Raw genomic sequence first — 14,710 nt, 5'->3', positions numbered from 1 at the left:
CCCGGATCCGTGGAAGGCACGCCGCGCCCGGCCCCGCCCGGTGCTGGGACCGAGCCCAGCGGCATACGGCCTCAGTGGTGCCTGCCGACCGGGCTCGGCGTCACTCCTCGTTGTCGAGCTGCGCGAGGACGTCGTCGGGGATGTCGCCGTTGGCGTAGACGTTCTGGACGTCGTCGCTGTCCTCGAGGGCCTCGATGACCCGGATCATCTTCTTCGCGCCCTCGAGGTCGAGCGGGACCTGGAGGTTGGGCACCCAGGAGGCCTCCGCGGACTCGTAGTCGATCCCCGCGTCCTGGACGGCCTGGCGCACGGCGACGAAGTCGGTGGCCTCGGACACGATCTCCCACGTGTCGCCGTTGTCGTTGACCTCCTCGGCGCCCGCGTCGAGGACGACCTCGAGGATCTCGTCCTCGCTCCCGGCGTCCTTGGGCACGATGACGACGCCCTTGCGGTTGAAGACGTAGGCCACCGACCCGGGGTCGGCCAGCTGGCCGCCGTTGCGGGTCAGGGCCGTCCGCACCTCGGCCGCGGCACGGTTGCGGTTGTCGGTCAGGCACTCGATGAGGACGGCGACCCCGTTGGGCGCGTAGCCCTCGTAGGTGATCGTCTGCCAGTCCGCACCGCCCGCCTCCGCGCCGGAGCCACGCTTGACCGCCCGGTCGATGTTGTCGTTGGGGACCGAGGTCTTCTTGGCCTTCTGGATCGCGTCGTAGAGCGTCGGGTTGCCGGCCGGGTCGCCGCCGCCCTGCCGGGCAGCCACCTCGATGTTCTTGATGAGCTTGGCGAAGAGCTTGCCGCGCTTGGCGTCGATGGCAGCCTTCTTGTGCTTCGTGGTGGCCCATTTGGAGTGGCCGCTCATGCAGTTCCCTCGCGTTCCGTTTCCTGATGCGTTCGCCGGCTCGTGCCTCAGCGGCTGTGCTCGACGATCCTGACGAACTCGGCGTGGATCCGGCGATCGTCACCGACCTCGGGGTGGAAGGACGTCGCCATGAGGTTTCCCTGCCGAACCGCGACGATCCTACCGGCGGCGGCCCCGTGGCTCACGCGGGCGAGCACCTCGACCCCCTCGCCGACCTCCTCGACCCACGGGGCCCGGATGAAGACCGCATGCACCGACCCGTCGAAGCCGGCGTAGTCGAGGTCGGTCTCGAAGGAGTCGACCTGCCGCCCGAAGGCGTTGCGCCGCACCGTCATGTCGATCCCACCGAGCGTCTCCTGGTCGTCCCTGGCGTCGGCGATCCGGTCGGCGAGCATGATCATCCCCGCGCAGGAGCCGTAGGCAGGCATGCCGTTGGCGAGCCGCTTGCGCAGCGGTTCCTGGAGGTCGAAGGCGCGGACGAGCTTGTCCATCACGGTGGACTCACCACCGGGGATGACGAGCGCGTCGATCGTCTCGACCTCGGTCGGTCGCCGGACGGTGACGACCTCGGCGCCGAGGGCGGTCAGGGCGCTCGCGTGCTCACGGACGTCGCCCTGGACGGCGAGGATGCCGATGCGGGGTGCAGCCATGAGGGGAGGGTATGCCGCCCGGCGCGGTCACCGTGAATCGACGGCCCCGCAGGGTCAGGCGCGAGCGACGAAGTAGACGTTGAAGGGGTTCTCCTCGAGGCGGTGGGTCTCGACCGTCGCGAACCCTGCCTCACGGAGCATGCGCTCGGCGCGCTCGACGCCCCACACGGTCCCGAGGCCGTCGCCGCCCTGAGCCAGCGACACGGACATGCAGTGGGTGGTCGAGACGGCATAGAGGAAGCTGGCCCAGGGCAGGTCCAGGTTGTCCTCAAGGCGGGTGGCAGCGTCGATGTCGCCCATGAGGAACGTGCCTGCGGGTCGCAGCGCGGCGTAGATGTTCGCGAGCACCTTTGCCGGGTGGGCCTGGTCGTGGATGGTGTCGAACGCCGTGATGAGGTCGTATGCCGCTGGGCTGGCTTCCGCTGCTGCGTCAGCCACCAGGTAGGTGGCGTTCGTCAGCCCCCAGGCGGCGGCCTCCGCACGCGCCGCCCCGATGGCGTCGGGCTCGAAGTCGATGCCGGTGAAGCGACTCGCCGGGAAGGCTCGGGCGAGGAGGTTCACCGCGTGGCCCGATCCGCAACCGACGTCGGCGACGTCGATTCCGGCGCGCAGCCGGTCGGTGGCACCCGTCCACGGGAGGATGAGGTCGACGAGGGCGAGGTCGAGGACCGCACCGGTGTCTGCGGCCTGGATCTCATGGAAGCCCGGGTAGTCGGCATAGGTGAGGCCGCCGCCGGACCGGAAGGCCTCGGCGACCTTCGGCACGACCTCGCCCATGAGGGTGACGTACTGAAGGGTCCGCGCCAGGTTGTCGGGGCTCGCCCCGGTGAGGAACGGCGCGTGGTCGGGCCGGAGCGCGTAGGTGCGAGCCACCGGGTCGTAGTCCACGAATCCCGCTGTCGCCACGCCGCCGAGCCACTCGCGGACGTAGCGCTCGTCGAGGCCTGCCGCGTCGGAGACCTGCTGGCTGGTGGCCGGAGGAAGGGCGAGCAGGGTGTCGAAGAGGCCGAGCCGGTGGCCCAGGCTGGCCAGGACGGCGATGCTGCCGTCGTTGAGGACGTCGAGGAGTCGCCCCGCCACCTCGTCGGCGGTGTCGGTGCCCCTCGGACTCTGGTCGATCGGCTCGACTGGTGTCGTGGTCGTCATGTCGTTCTCCCGGAAAGCAGGTGGGCGGGTTCCCACCACGGAGACGCTACGGAGACGAGCCCGTGGGGCACATCGAGCGAATCGTGCACTCGTCTCGGGGAGCGTGGTGCGTTCGGTGCAGCGTGGTCAGTCCGGGCGCCGGGCGACGATGCCGTGCTCACGGGCCCACGCGGCAGCCGCTGTCCGGGAGTTGACCGCAGCCTTGGTGTAGATGTTGGCCAGATGCCGGCTCACCGTCTTCTCACTGATCCGCAGCCGGGAGGCAACCGCTCGGTTGCTGGCCCCGGATGCCACGCAGGCAAGCACCTCCACCTCTCGCTCGGTCAGTCCGCCGGGACGCGCGGCGGGGGCGAGCCGTCTGGCGTCGGGCTCGGCGCCGAGCTGGCGATAGATCGCCAGCGCGGTCGCCTGCTCCGCATCGGCGAGCGCCTCCTGCCCCAGCGCGCGATGGGCCAGGGCCAGGTGCTCGTGCACCGTGGCCGTGGCGTAGCGGTAGCGCTGCTCGCGGTAGACCCGGGCCGCCGAGTCGAGCAGGGCCGCTGCCTCGCGCTGTCGTCCGTTGGCCAGGGCGACGAGTGCTTGGGCGTGGTCGGCCCGCGCGAGGAGTCCTGGGGTTGCATAGAACCCAGCGGTGTCGACGAGCTCCGTGGCCAGCTGCCCGGCTGCCGCGGCATCGCCCAGCTCGAGCGCGACCTCGACGCCCGCCAGGAGCAGCTTGGCGCGCCCGAGTCGGTCGCGCTGGGAGAGCGAGGCCCGGAGCTGCGAGAGCGCCTCGTGCGCCTGACCGCGGGCGCGCAGGAGCAGCGAGTGGCCGGGTTGCGGGTCGACGCCGAGGGCTGAGGCACGGTCGTAGGCGGCCCGCGCCCCGTCCAGGTCGCCGCGCAGACGCTTGATGTCGCCGAGCTCGGTGTAGCCCGCACCAGCGACCCACACGTGTGATCGGCCGAGCGCATCGCTTCGTGGACCCAGCTCGGCCTCCACCACGTCCCAGCCGCCCTCCGCGCTGATGAGCTGCAGCTGGTGAACTCTCGTCACGCCGGCGTACACGAAGGTCCGGGACAGCGGCGTTGCCCAGCGCTCGAGGGCGTCGGTCCAGGCGCGCATTCGTTGGAGATCGCCCAGCTGCTCGCAGAGGTGGATCACCGAGCAGTAGACGTCGCCCGCCCAGAGCGGATGCACCCGCCCGGCGAGCACGGAGAGCATCGCCTCGTCGAGCTCGTTGAACCCGTCGAGGGCCCGACCCGAACGAATCGCCGCCATGGCCCTGAGCACCTTGCCGAGGCAGCCGAGTGCCGGGTCGCGGAACGCCTCGGCAATCCGGGTCACCTCCTCCGCGGCCGCCTGGGCCGGCCCCGGATCGCCACCGACGTCGAGTGAGAGCCCGGCCCTGCAGTAGGCCGCGTAGCCCTTCGCGGGATGGGCTGGCCCGCCCTCGAGGAGGCGGTCCGCCCGGACGAGCCACCCGGACGCGACCGTCATCTCGCCGTTGAGCGCCCACTCCAGCGCGAGCCTCAGGGCAAGATCGGCGGCGTCGGTGGTCGCCCCGTCGGTGGCAAGTCGCTCGAAGAGGAGCTCGGAATCGGCGAGCGACTCGGGCCCGTCGCCGAGGAACCAGGCTGCCGTGCTCAACTGCTCGAGGTCCGCGGGCTCGAGGCCCGTCGTCTCGCGCGCCGCGAGAAAGCCGGCGCGCGCAGTCAGCCAGTCGCCACGCGCGAAGGCCTCGCGCGCTGCCGCCAGGTCTGGCCGGTCGTGTGACGTCTCGGACACCTCTGCACCTCGCCAACCAGCGTAGGCCGACGCGGTACCTTGCGAGCCATGACCGGCCAGATCCCCGATCACCTGCAGACCCGAGCCCATGAGCTGGACGCCCGGTCCCCGCTCGCTGGGACGCGAGCCCGGTTCCAGCTGCCCGACGGCGTCATCTACCTCGACGGCAACTCCCTGGGGGCCCTGCCGCGCTCGGTGGCGCCTGCACTGGCCCGCGTCGTCGAGCAGGAGTGGGGCGAGCGCCTGATCCGGTCGTGGAACGAGGCGGACTGGTGGGGTGCCCAGACCAGGGTCGGCGACCGGATCGGCGCGCTCGTCGGTGCTGCGCCCGGCCAGGTCGTCGTCACGGACTCGACCTCGGTCAACCTCTTCAAGGCGGTGGTCGGCGCGGCGCGGCTGCGGCGCGGGCGCAACATCGTGCTGACCGACCCGGCGTCGTTCCCGACCGACCTCTACATGGCCGAGGCGGCCGCTCGAGTCGAGGGCCTGGAGGTCCGTCGCGTGCCTCCGACGGAGGCGCCCGCGGCCCTGGCCCAGCTCGGCGCGGACGTCGCGGTCGCGGCGTACTCGAGCGTCGACTACGCAACCGGCGAGCTCTGGGACCTGGCGGCCATCACGGCCGCGGCTCATGACGTCGGTGCCCTCGCCTGCTGGGACCTGTGCCACTCCGCCGGCGCCGTCGACGTCCGGCTCGACGACTCCGGTGCCGACGTCGCGGTCGGGTGCGGCTACAAGTACCTCAACGGCGGCCCCGGCGCCCCGTCCTTCATCTACGTCGCGGAGCGGCACCAGGCCGACTTCGACCAGCCGCTCACGGGCTGGTTCGGCCACGCTCGACCGTTCGAGATGGACCGCGAGTACGAGCCCGCGCTCGGGATCGACCGGGTCCGGGTCGGCACTCCCCCGATGCTGTCCGTCCTTGCCCTCGAGGCGGCTCTCGAGGTGTTCGACGGCCTGACCATGCGGGACGTGCGCGCGCAGTCGCTGTCGCTCACCTCGACGTTCCTCGAGGCCCTGGATGCGCTCGCGGTCGACCTGCCCGTGGCGACGCCCCTCGCACCCGAGCGCCGCGGGTCGCAGGTGTCCCTGCGTCACCCCGACGCCTTCGCCGTGGTGCAGGCCCTCATCGCGCGCGGTGTCATCGGCGACTACCGCGAGCCCGACATCGTGCGGCTCGGCTTCGCACCCTTGTACGTGACGCACGTCGAGGCCGTCCAGGCGGCCGGCCACCTCCGGGCGGTCCTCGACGGGCGTGAGTACACCCGAGCCGAGTTCGCTCGGCGCGGCGCCGTCACGTGATCGGGGCGGCATTGTCTTTGTCACGTTTCGCCCTCCTGCCCGGCCCCGGTTGGAACGATGGGGTGACCCGACCCAAGGAGTGCCGATGACGCTGGAGACCCAGCTGCGAGAGTCCGAGACGAGCATCCTGGACGAGGCGTTCACCGCACTCCAGCGGTCGCACGTCAGCCACTACGAGAAGGCCGGCGAGACGTTCACCCGCGACCGGTTGGCCAAGCTCTTCGACCTCGTCGTCGGCGCCATCGAGACACGCAACCTCGCCCCGCTCAGCGCCTACGCCGACCGCATCGCCGCCGAGCGCTTCGGTGCCGGCTTCGACATCTCGGAGGTGCAGATGGCCTTCAACTCGCTCGAGGAGGCCATGTGGCGCCGGGTCGTCACGGTCGAGCCTGCCGACGAGCTGGCCGAGGCGATCGGCCTGCTGAGCACCGTCCTCGGCTTCGGCAAGGACACGATGGCCCGCAAGTACGTCTCGCTCGCCTCACACAAGCACGTTCCGTCGCTCGACCTCACGGCGCTCTTCTCCGGGGTCGAGGAAGGCTCGCCAGAGGCCTGAGCGTGCCGTGCCGCCGACACACCCGGACAGCGCGGGCGGCCTCGCCCTGCAGCTGCGGTGAGCTCGCGGTCCGCGGGTGTGTCGCGAGCGACGAGAACCCGCCACAGGCAGACGTATGCCGCTGGGCTCAGTCAGCCCAGCGGCATACGGCGTGCTCGGGGTTGCGGCTACGTCACCAGCCGCGCTCGGCCAGCCGGTGCGGCTGCGGGATCTCGTCGACGTTGATGCCGACCATCGCCTCACCGAGGCCCCGGGAGACCTTGGCGATGACGTCGGGGTCGTCGTGGAACGTCGTCGCCTTGACGATCGCCTCGGCGCGCTGGGCCGGGTTGCCGGACTTGAAGATGCCCGAGCCGACGAAGACGCCCTCAGCGCCGAGCTGCATCATCATCGCCGCGTCAGCCGGCGTCGCGATGCCACCCGCGGTGAACAGCACGACGGGCAGCTTGCCCTCGCGGGCGACCTCGGCGACGAGGGCGTAGGGCGCCTGCAGCTCCTTGGCCGCGAGATAGAGCTCGTCCTCGGGGAGGTTCTGCAGACGGCGGATCTCCTGGCGGATCTGGCGCATGTGGGTGGTCGCGTTGGACACGTCACCCGTGCCGGCCTCGCCCTTGGAGCGGATCATCGCGGCGCCCTCGGTGATGCGGCGCAGGGCTTCGCCGAGGTTGGTCGCCCCGCAGACGAAGGGAACGGTGAACTTCCACTTGTCGATGTGGTTGGCGTAGTCGGCCGGGGTCAGCACCTCGGACTCGTCGATGTAGTCGACACCGAGGCTCTGGAGCACCTGGGCCTCGACGAAGTGACCGATGCGGGCCTTGGCCATGACGGGGATCGAGACCGCCTCGATGATGCCGTCGATCATGTCGGGGTCGCTCATCCGGGAGACGCCGCCCTGGGCGCGGATGTCGGCGGGCACCCGCTCGAGGGCCATGACGGCGACGGCGCCGGCGTCCTCCGCGATCTTGGCCTGCTCGGCGTTGACGACGTCCATGATGACGCCGCCCTTGAGCATCTCGGCCATGCCACGCTTGACGCGGGGCGTGCCGGTGCCGGTGTCGGGCTGGGGGTGAGACTGGGTCTCGGGAGTGCTCACGCTCGTCCTGCTTTCGTGCTCGGTTGTTCCCCAAATCGTAGGCCCCCCGCCGGGGTCCTCCGCACCGCCTCCGATCCGGGTCAGGCGGTGAGCCCGGGCGGCATCTCGTCGTCGAACTCGACGGTCCGTGGCATCGGGGTGTGGCCGGCCAGTCGGAAGAGGCGCACCGCCCATTTGCGTCGCACGCGTCGGACGTCGGTGACGGCGTCGTTGTGGAAGCGCCGAGCGAGCTGCACGCGGTTGCAGGCGGACCGCAGGCGGGCGAGGTGGTCGATGCCGAGCGGTCCGTCCTCGCCGAGGGCCGTGCAGACCTCGTGCGTCAGGGAGACGTGCAACGCCTCGGTGAGGTCGTTCTCGACGACCTCCCGGATCTCGCCGTGCTCGCCGGGGTTCTCGAGGGACTCCGCCGCCGCGTTGGCGAGGATGAGCGAGGTGGCGCCGTCGAGGAGTCCGCTGTTGGCCAGCTCGAGGGACGCCTCGGCCCGGCGGACGACCTGGGCGTCGAGCGCTGCGAGGGTGCCGGTGAGCCGCACGTGGAGCCGGTCGAGCCGGGCCGCCGTGTAGGTGAGGTACCAGGCGATGATGACGAGGACGAAGAGGACCGCGAAGACCCAGGACAGGTCACTCACCGGGCACCGCCGCGCAGGAAGCGGTTCCATCGCGTGGCGGGCTCGGTCCGCGCCGCGAGCCGCCCCTCGATGACCGTCTCGTAGACCGCCCGGATCTGGTCCGCCACGACCGACCAGTCGAAGATGTGGGCCCTGGCCTGGCCCCGGGCCGCGAGCTCTGCCCGACGGTCAGGGTCCTTGAGCAGGGCGACCAGCTGGGCGGCGAGGTGGTCTGGCTCCTCGTTGTGGAACATCGCCCCCACGGCGCCGCCGTAGAGGACGCGGGAGAACGCCGGCAGGTCGCTGGCAAGGACGCACGCCCCAGCCGACATGGCCTCGATGAGGATGATGCCGAAGCTCTCTCCCCCCGTGTTGGGAGCCACGTACACGTCGGCGGAGGCAAGGAGTGAGGCCTTGTCGTCGTCGGAGACCGCCCCGAGGAACTCCGTCGCTCGCCGCACCTGCTCGGGCCAGCCCTGGGTGATGTCATCGGGGTCTCCCGGGCCCGCGACGAGCAGGCGCAGCCCGGGCACCTGCTCGAGCACGCTCGGCAGCGCAGCAGCGAGGACCGGCAGCCCCTTGCGCGGCTCGTGCATCCGTCCGAGGAAGGCGATGGTCGGCCGTTCGGGGGTGCTCGTCCACTCGGGCCGTCGCGGTGCCGAGGCGAACCTGTCGACGTAGACACCGTTGGGGATGACGACCGCGTCGCCGCCGATGTGCGTCGTGACGGTCCGGCGAGCGTCCTCGCTCACGGCGATCCGGGCCGCCACCTTCTCCAGGGACGGACGGATGATCGGGTAGGCCGTCTGCATCGTGCGGGACCGGATCATCGAGGTGTGGAACGTCGCGACGATGGGCCCGTCGGCCGCCATGAGGGCGAGCACGCTCACGCTCGGCGCCATCGGCTCGTGGATGTGCAGCACGTCGAACCGGCCGTGGTCGAGCCAGCGGCCGACCTTGGCCGCGGTCACCGGACCGAAGTTCAGCCGCGCGACCGACCCGTTGTAGCGGACCGCGGTCGCCCCACCGGAGGAGACGACGTAGTCAGGAAGGGCCGTCTCGGTCTCGGCGGGTGCCAGGACGGAGACCTCCTCGCCCTCCGCGATGAAGTGCTCGGCGAGGTCTCGGACGTGGAACTGCACCCCGCCCGGCACGTCGAAGGAGTAGGGGCAGACGATGCCGATCCTCATCGTCCCGTCCTCGGTACCCGCGTCTCCGGAGGCTTCATCGCGGTCCGCCGGAGAGGTCCTCGACGAAGACCCGCTGGAGCATGTGCCAGCTCGACGTGTGCTCACGGATGGTGACCGAGAGATGGTCTGCACACTGCTGGATGAGGTCCTGGGCCTTGGCGGAGGTCGGACCCTGCACTCGCGGGTACAGCCGCTCGCTGAACTCGATCACGGTCCGGTAGCCGCCCAGCCCGGTGCCGTTGGGCGCCGGTTCGTAGTGGATCGCCGCGCAGTAGAGCGGGGCGCCGGTGAGGAGGGACAGCACGGCCGGGCCCTTGGCCATCCTCGCCGGGTGACCGACGAGGTCGACCTCGACGCCGTTGCTCGTCAGGTCGCGGTCGCTGGCCAGGGCGATGATGCGGCCCCCGGCGCGAGCAGCCTGGACGAGCGCGGCGAAGGGGTCGCCGCCACCCGTCAAGGGGATGATGTCCATGTCGATGGAGTTGCGGAACGCGACGAACTCCTCGAAGACCTCCTCGGGCTGGAGCCGCTCGGCCACCGTCGTCGTCGGGGCGAGCTGCCCCGCAGCCCAGGCGGCCGCCAGGTCGAAGTTGCCGAGGTGCCCCACGAAGGCGATGACCGTCTCGCCGCTCTCGGTGAAGCGGCGCACCTCCTCGTCGCCGCGGCACACCACGGCCCCGTTGATCTGCTCCCGGCTCAAGGAGGGCAGTCGGAACGCCTCGCAGTAGTACCGCATGTAGGAGCGCATCCCGGCCCGGACCAGTGCCTGCAGGGCTGCGTCGTCGAGCTCCGGGCGCGCGCGGCGGTAGTTGGCCCGCAGGCGCTCGATCCGCTTGCCCCCGCGCTTGACGCTGAGGTCGGCGATGCGGTCGAACAGCCCGTAGGCGAGCGGCTCGGGCAACCCCCGCAGGGCGCGCCAGCCCAGCTTGAAGCCGGCGACGGTGACCGTATCGGTCACCCGCTTGGCCAGCGGCGCCCTGAGCTCAGCGGTGCCTGGCTCTGCCGTCAATGGTTGACCTCTCCCGTGGCCAGCGCCTGCGAGCGGACGGTGGTGATGCGCTGCAGCACCGTGACGAAGCTCGCGACCGCCAGCAGTGCGAGGACGACGCCGAGCAGGAGCGTCGAGTCGAACAGGTCGGCGAAGAAGGCCGCCGCGAGCACCGCGACCAGTCGGTCCGCGCGCTCTGCGATCCCGACCGAGGCGGTGAAGCCGAGGCCCTCGGCCCGGGCCCGCGCATAGGAGACGACGCTGCCGAGGATGAGGCAGGCGAGGGCGAGCCCCGCCATGACGCTGTTGTCGCCGATGGACGCGTAGTAGAGGACGAGGCCTCCGAAGATGGCGGCGTCGCCGACGCGGTCCAGGGTCGAGTCGAGGTAGGCGCCCCACTTGGTCGACCGGCCCGACTGCCGCGCCATGATGCCGTCGATGGTGTCGGAGAAGACGAAGGCCGTGACGACGAGGACGCCGACCCAGAGGTCCCCGCGGGGGAAGAAGATCAGCGCTCCAGCGCTGACTCCGACGGTGCCGACGATGGTCACGATGTCCGGGCTGATGCCGAGCCGCAGGAAGAGGTGGGCAATGGGGCCGAGGAGCTTGGTGACGGTCGCACGCAGGAATCTGTTGAGCATGGTGGGTCCAGCCTACTGACCGGGCCGGGGACGCACCGCTCGCCTGCTGCGCCCGGCGGTGACGATCGGGTGTCAGTCAGCGGGCCACGCGGCGACGACGCGCTGTCGGGTGTCCTCGAGGAGGACGGGCAGGGCCTTCGTCTGCCCGACGATCGGCAGGAAGTTCGAGTCGCCGCCCCAGCGCGGCACGACGTGCTGGTGCAGGTGCGCGGCGACGCCGGCGCCCGCGACCGCCCCCTGGTTCATGCCGAGGTTGAAGCCGTGCGGGCCCGAGGCTGCCTCGAGCGCCCGGATCGCTGCCTTGGTGAGCCGGGTGAACTCGACGGTCTCCTCGTCGGTGAGATCGACGTAGAGCGACACGTGGCGGTAGGGACAGATGAGCAGGTGGCCGGGGTTGTAGGGGAACAGGTTCATCACGACGTAGCAGTGAGTCCCCCGGTGGACGATGAGGCCCTCGTCGTCCGGCTTGTCCGGGGCGGTGCAGAAGGGGCATCCGGCGCCGGCCTCGTCGCCCGGCTTCTCGCCGATGATGTAGGCCATCCGGTGTGGCGTCCACAGCCGTTGGAACCCGTCGTCGACGTGGGCGAAGGTGGCGTGGTCCTCGAGCCCGGCGGCCCCACCCGGCTCGCCAGCCTGGGCCTTCGTGTCGCTGCCCTGGTCGGTCATGGCCGAAATCCTATGTCGAGCGTCGCGCGCGTCGACGGGCGTGTCGATTTGGGCGGACGGGGTCGGGCCGGTTCAATGGTGGTGGCCCTGCGGTGTGTGAGACCGCAGGGCCTTCGCATGCAGCCGTATGCCGCTGGGCCGGCCCGCGTTGGCAGGGGCACGTCGCGGCCCCGTGGGTGTGAGAGCCACGGGGCCGAGAATCGTCCGCGTCCGAACCGGGTCGCGGTGGGAAGGTGAAGGCCCGGGAAGTATGAGTTCCCGGGCCTTCGATCTTCTTCACCGAAGTGAGGAAGATTCCGATCCGCCGAGGCGGTTCGGTAGTTCCTTTCTAATCCCGCCGACGGTCGTTGGCAAGGGGTTCACCGAATGTTTCTCCAGCAGTTCTGCGGTTTCCCGGCGTGTCGCACGGACACGCCGGGAAACCGTTGCGCGAGGCGGGAGGGCTCAGTCCGTCATGGGGGGCTGGAGCGCCGGCCTCGTCGTCGTCTTGGGCTCCACCCCGAGGAGTGCGAGCTGTCCGAGACGTGAGGCGTCCGTCGCGTCGTTGAGCACCCGGAGCGTGTACTGCGGGGCGTGGAAGCCGCGGGAGTTCTCGGACACGACGTAGTCCACGAAGAACTGCGCCTTGCGCTGGTAGGAGCGCGCCTTCTCGAGCCGGTCCTCGGCGACACCGGACGTCTGGGCCTTCTCGATGTCCCCGATGAGGGCCGTCAGGGCGTCGAAGGACACGTTCTTGGCCGCCTCGTAGCGGTCGTGGATCGTCTCGACGCGGTCGCGCATGTCCGCCTCGGTGGTGTTGTGGCAGGTCAGGCACGACTGGTTGATCGTCACGTCGCTCGTCATGGGGCTGCGCACCTGGTGGTCGGTGATCTTCATGGCCCCCTCCCGCTTGTACGACATGTGGCAGTCCGCGCACGTGACCCCGGCCTTGGCGTGCACGCCCTGCTCATACGTCTCGTAGTCGGGGTGCTGGGCCTTGACCACGCGGCTCCCGGTGAGCTTGTGGGTGAAGTCCTTCCACCCGACCTCGTCGTAGTACGCGAGGGCGTTGTCCACGGTCAGACCCCGGTCCCAGGGGAAGGTCAGGGTCTTCTCCTCGCCCTTGAAGTAGTACTCGACGTGGCACTGTGCGCAGACGAAGTTGCGCATCTCCTTGAAGGTCGCCTGCGTGTTGACGTCGTAGTTCTCGACGCCCTGCGAGGCCTTGAGCTCGCGGATGCCCTGGATGAAGGCGGGGCGGCTGACCCGCAGCGCCATCGTCTTGGGCTCGTGGCAGTCGATGCACCCGACGGGGTGCTTGGCCAGCTTGGTGACCTCCTTGTACGGCATCTTGTTCATGGCCGCCCAGCCGGCCGCCGGGTCACCCTTGCCGAGCGTGTCGACGACCTCCGGCAGCGAGGCGTGACAGTTGAGGCAGGCACCCGGCTGTTCGCGCTCGAGCACCCGCTTGGTGTGGCGCTGGTCGAGCAGCATGTACGCGTGACCGCGCGGCTCGCGGTAGTCGATGGCGAAGGCATACCCCTGCCACATGGTGACGAGGCGCGGGTCCTTCTCGAGCTTCTGCTGGGCGACCGTCGTCCGTGGGTCCTCGGGAGTTGCGGCCCGGCTCGTCTGGTCGCGCGGTTCCATCTGCTCGGTTGCCTTCCACCCCTCGTACTCGGGCCGGAAGTTCTGTCCCCAGACGGCGGAGTCGTAGGTCTGGTCGGTCAGCTCGGCGACCTTGGCGAAGGTGTTCTGGTCCTCCGCCCGCCGCTCGATGATGTTGACCAGGAGGGCGGCGACGGCGAACGTCACGACCGCTCCCCCGACGAGGAAGGCCAGGAGGAGGAACCGCCTCCGTCGACGGGGAGCAGACTGCGCTCCGGTGGTTTTCGGTGTGTTGTCGCTCATGGCGCCCTTACCTCTCGTGACCGACGTCGCTGTGGCACTGCAGGCACGAGACACCTTGGTCGTGTGGACGGCCGATCTCGGTCCTGCTGACGAATTCCTTGTGGCAGTAGAGGCACGCCTCTTGGACGACCTCGCGGTTCTTCTCGCGGATCTTGATGTTCTGGGGATACGCGCCGAAGGTGAACTTGAGCGAGTGCCAGAACCCGTTGTCGGCCTCGTCCAGCGCCCACGCGATCGGGTCGTCGTGGGGGGCGTGGCAGTCCTGGCAGGTCGCGACGACGCGATGGGGACCGTTCGACCAGGCGTCGAAGTGGTCGTTCATCGAGTGGCACTGGGCGCACGCCTGTGGATCCTTGCCGAAGTAGGCCGAGCCGTTGGCGTAGCCGAACGTGAAGAACGACAGCCCCACGAGGACGCCGACGAGGACGCCGACGATCGGGAGGAACCATCGTCTGACCCGTCTGGCCAGTGTGGCTCGTGTGCTCTGGTTCGCGGCCATGTCCCCTTCTTCCGGCTCCTCGACTCCCTTCGATCGTTCCGAGAAACCCATCGACGCACAATGAGCACAATCCCGCTTATGGTGTGAATCAGGCCACGCCACAATCTAATTCGCTCAAGACGACGAAAACCGCTCATCCCTGCAGACAGCGGGGATGAGCGGTCTCGGCTCGTTCGGGGCCGGTCAGGAGGAGCGGGCGACGGGTCTCGGCGCAGCTGCGTGTGCGTCCACGAGAGCGACGATGAGTCGGTCGACGCCGTCGTTGGCCCGAGCCATCAGCCGTGTCGCGCGAGGCGTGTCCAGCCCGGCCAGGCAGGCGCGCGCAGCGAGGTCGTCGACCACCGCCCCGCGGATCCGATGGAAGGTCTCGAGCGTCTCGCCGAGGTCGCCGTGGTGGCGCGCCGCGATTCGTCCGTGCAGGGCGGCAGCCTCGATCGCCGGCCGGATCGCCGCCTCGGACTCGGGGTCGGAGCGCCCGTCGACGTAGCCGAGGAGCCCGTGCACCATGGATCGCCCGGCCAGACCGAGGATCTGCCGCTCGTCCGGTGTGGTCCGCTGGATCCACGACAGGCCGCCGCACACCGGCGCGAGCTGCTCGTGGAGCAGCCAGGCGGACCGGTCGACCGACTCACCCCACGCGGACCCCGAGGAATCCGTCCCGGCCGCCCGACCGAGCAGCTGCCGGATCGTGGTCTCCGCGTAGCGCCGGTGCCCCCCGGGTGTGGTGAACGCCCGGACCTTGCCCGCCGCGCTCCACCTGCGGAGCGTCGCCGGGGAGACCCCGAGCATGTCGCTCGCCTCCTGGACGCCGAGCCAGACCTCGTGGTCCTCGACCGTGTGATGGCGTGGAGTGCTCAT

Annotated in this window: 15 protein-coding genes; 2 read left to right on the top strand and 13 right to left on the bottom strand. The window is 70.3% G+C overall.

What is annotated here, in order from left to right:
• Positions 1-100: 100 nt before the first annotated feature.
• From ABWV20_RS18740 to ABWV20_RS18725, 4 genes are all read right to left on the bottom strand, one after another.
• Positions 101-859 carry a YebC/PmpR family DNA-binding transcriptional regulator gene (locus tag ABWV20_RS18740; protein WP_353357896.1) on the bottom strand — a complete coding sequence of 253 codons (759 nt, stop codon included), beginning with the start codon at positions 857-859 and terminating at the stop codon, positions 101-103.
• Between the two features lie 47 nt (positions 860-906).
• Positions 907-1,509 carry a pyridoxal 5'-phosphate synthase glutaminase subunit PdxT gene (pdxT, locus tag ABWV20_RS18735; RefSeq protein ID WP_353357894.1) on the bottom strand — a complete coding sequence of 201 codons (603 nt, stop codon included), beginning with the start codon at positions 1,507-1,509 and terminating at the stop codon, positions 907-909.
• A gap of 54 nt (positions 1,510-1,563) precedes the next feature.
• Positions 1,564-2,655 (bottom strand): class I SAM-dependent methyltransferase, encoded by a 1,092-nt coding sequence (locus tag ABWV20_RS18730; protein WP_353357892.1) that lies wholly within the window; start codon positions 2,653-2,655, stop codon positions 1,564-1,566.
• 126 nt (positions 2,656-2,781) lie between these two features.
• A complete protein-coding gene (locus ABWV20_RS18725) occupies positions 2,782-4,422 on the bottom strand; it encodes a LuxR C-terminal-related transcriptional regulator (protein ID WP_353357890.1) in 1,641 nt (546 codons plus the stop codon).
• A 48-nt stretch (positions 4,423-4,470) separates the two neighbouring features.
• On the opposite strand from ABWV20_RS18725, the gene kynU reads away from it, so the two are divergent.
• Positions 4,471-5,721 carry a kynureninase gene (kynU, locus tag ABWV20_RS18720; protein WP_353357888.1) on the top strand — a complete coding sequence of 417 codons (1,251 nt, stop codon included), beginning with the start codon at positions 4,471-4,473 and terminating at the stop codon, positions 5,719-5,721.
• Between the two features lie 85 nt (positions 5,722-5,806).
• Positions 5,807-6,277, top strand: a complete 471-nt coding sequence (locus ABWV20_RS18715) for an RsbRD N-terminal domain-containing protein (protein WP_353357886.1) — start codon at positions 5,807-5,809, stop codon at positions 6,275-6,277.
• 172 nt (positions 6,278-6,449) lie between these two features.
• Here ABWV20_RS18715 and pdxS read toward each other — a convergent pair whose 3' ends face one another.
• The 9 genes from pdxS to ABWV20_RS18670 all read right to left on the bottom strand — a co-directional run bounded on the left by pdxS (position 6,450) and on the right by ABWV20_RS18670 (position 14,710).
• The gene (gene pdxS, locus ABWV20_RS18710; RefSeq protein ID WP_353357884.1) at positions 6,450-7,370 is read right to left on the bottom strand and encodes a pyridoxal 5'-phosphate synthase lyase subunit PdxS; all 921 of its coding nucleotides are present in this window, start codon (positions 7,368-7,370) and stop codon (positions 6,450-6,452) included.
• Positions 7,371-7,450: 80 nt separating this feature from the next.
• The gene (locus tag ABWV20_RS18705) at positions 7,451-7,999 is read right to left on the bottom strand and encodes a hypothetical protein (RefSeq protein ID WP_353357882.1); all 549 of its coding nucleotides are present in this window, start codon (positions 7,997-7,999) and stop codon (positions 7,451-7,453) included.
• On the bottom strand, positions 7,996-9,168 hold the full coding sequence (locus ABWV20_RS18700) for a glycosyltransferase family 4 protein (protein ID WP_353357880.1): 1,173 nt from the start codon (positions 9,166-9,168) through the stop codon (positions 7,996-7,998). Before ABWV20_RS18700 ends, ABWV20_RS18705 begins: the two co-directional genes overlap by 4 nt.
• A 34-nt stretch (positions 9,169-9,202) precedes the next feature.
• A complete protein-coding gene (locus ABWV20_RS18695; RefSeq protein WP_353357878.1) occupies positions 9,203-10,177 on the bottom strand; it encodes a phosphatidylinositol mannoside acyltransferase in 975 nt (324 codons plus the stop codon).
• Positions 10,174-10,797, bottom strand: a complete 624-nt coding sequence (gene pgsA / locus ABWV20_RS18690) for a phosphatidylinositol phosphate synthase (RefSeq protein ID WP_353357876.1) — start codon at positions 10,795-10,797, stop codon at positions 10,174-10,176. The genes ABWV20_RS18695 and pgsA overlap by 4 nt, the downstream gene beginning before the upstream one ends.
• Before the next feature lie 72 nt (positions 10,798-10,869).
• Positions 10,870-11,463, bottom strand: a complete 594-nt coding sequence (locus tag ABWV20_RS18685) for an HIT family protein (RefSeq protein WP_353357874.1) — start codon at positions 11,461-11,463, stop codon at positions 10,870-10,872.
• A gap of 444 nt (positions 11,464-11,907) precedes the next feature.
• Positions 11,908-13,353, bottom strand: a complete 1,446-nt coding sequence (locus ABWV20_RS18680) for an ammonia-forming cytochrome c nitrite reductase subunit c552 (RefSeq protein WP_353357872.1) — start codon at positions 13,351-13,353, stop codon at positions 11,908-11,910.
• Between the two features lie 7 nt (positions 13,354-13,360).
• Positions 13,361-13,852, bottom strand: a complete 492-nt coding sequence (gene nrfH, locus ABWV20_RS18675; RefSeq protein WP_353357870.1) for a cytochrome c nitrite reductase small subunit — start codon at positions 13,850-13,852, stop codon at positions 13,361-13,363.
• 183 nt (positions 13,853-14,035) lie between these two features.
• The gene (locus ABWV20_RS18670; RefSeq protein WP_353357868.1) at positions 14,036-14,710 is read right to left on the bottom strand and encodes a MerR family transcriptional regulator; all 675 of its coding nucleotides are present in this window, start codon (positions 14,708-14,710) and stop codon (positions 14,036-14,038) included.

The sequence above is a fragment of the Intrasporangium sp. DVR genome (assembly GCF_040365325.1).
Classification (GTDB): Bacteria; Actinomycetota; Actinomycetes; order Actinomycetales; family Dermatophilaceae; genus Intrasporangium.
Note: the sequence above shows the minus strand (reverse complement) of the source record. Positions and strands in the feature narration are given on the sequence as shown.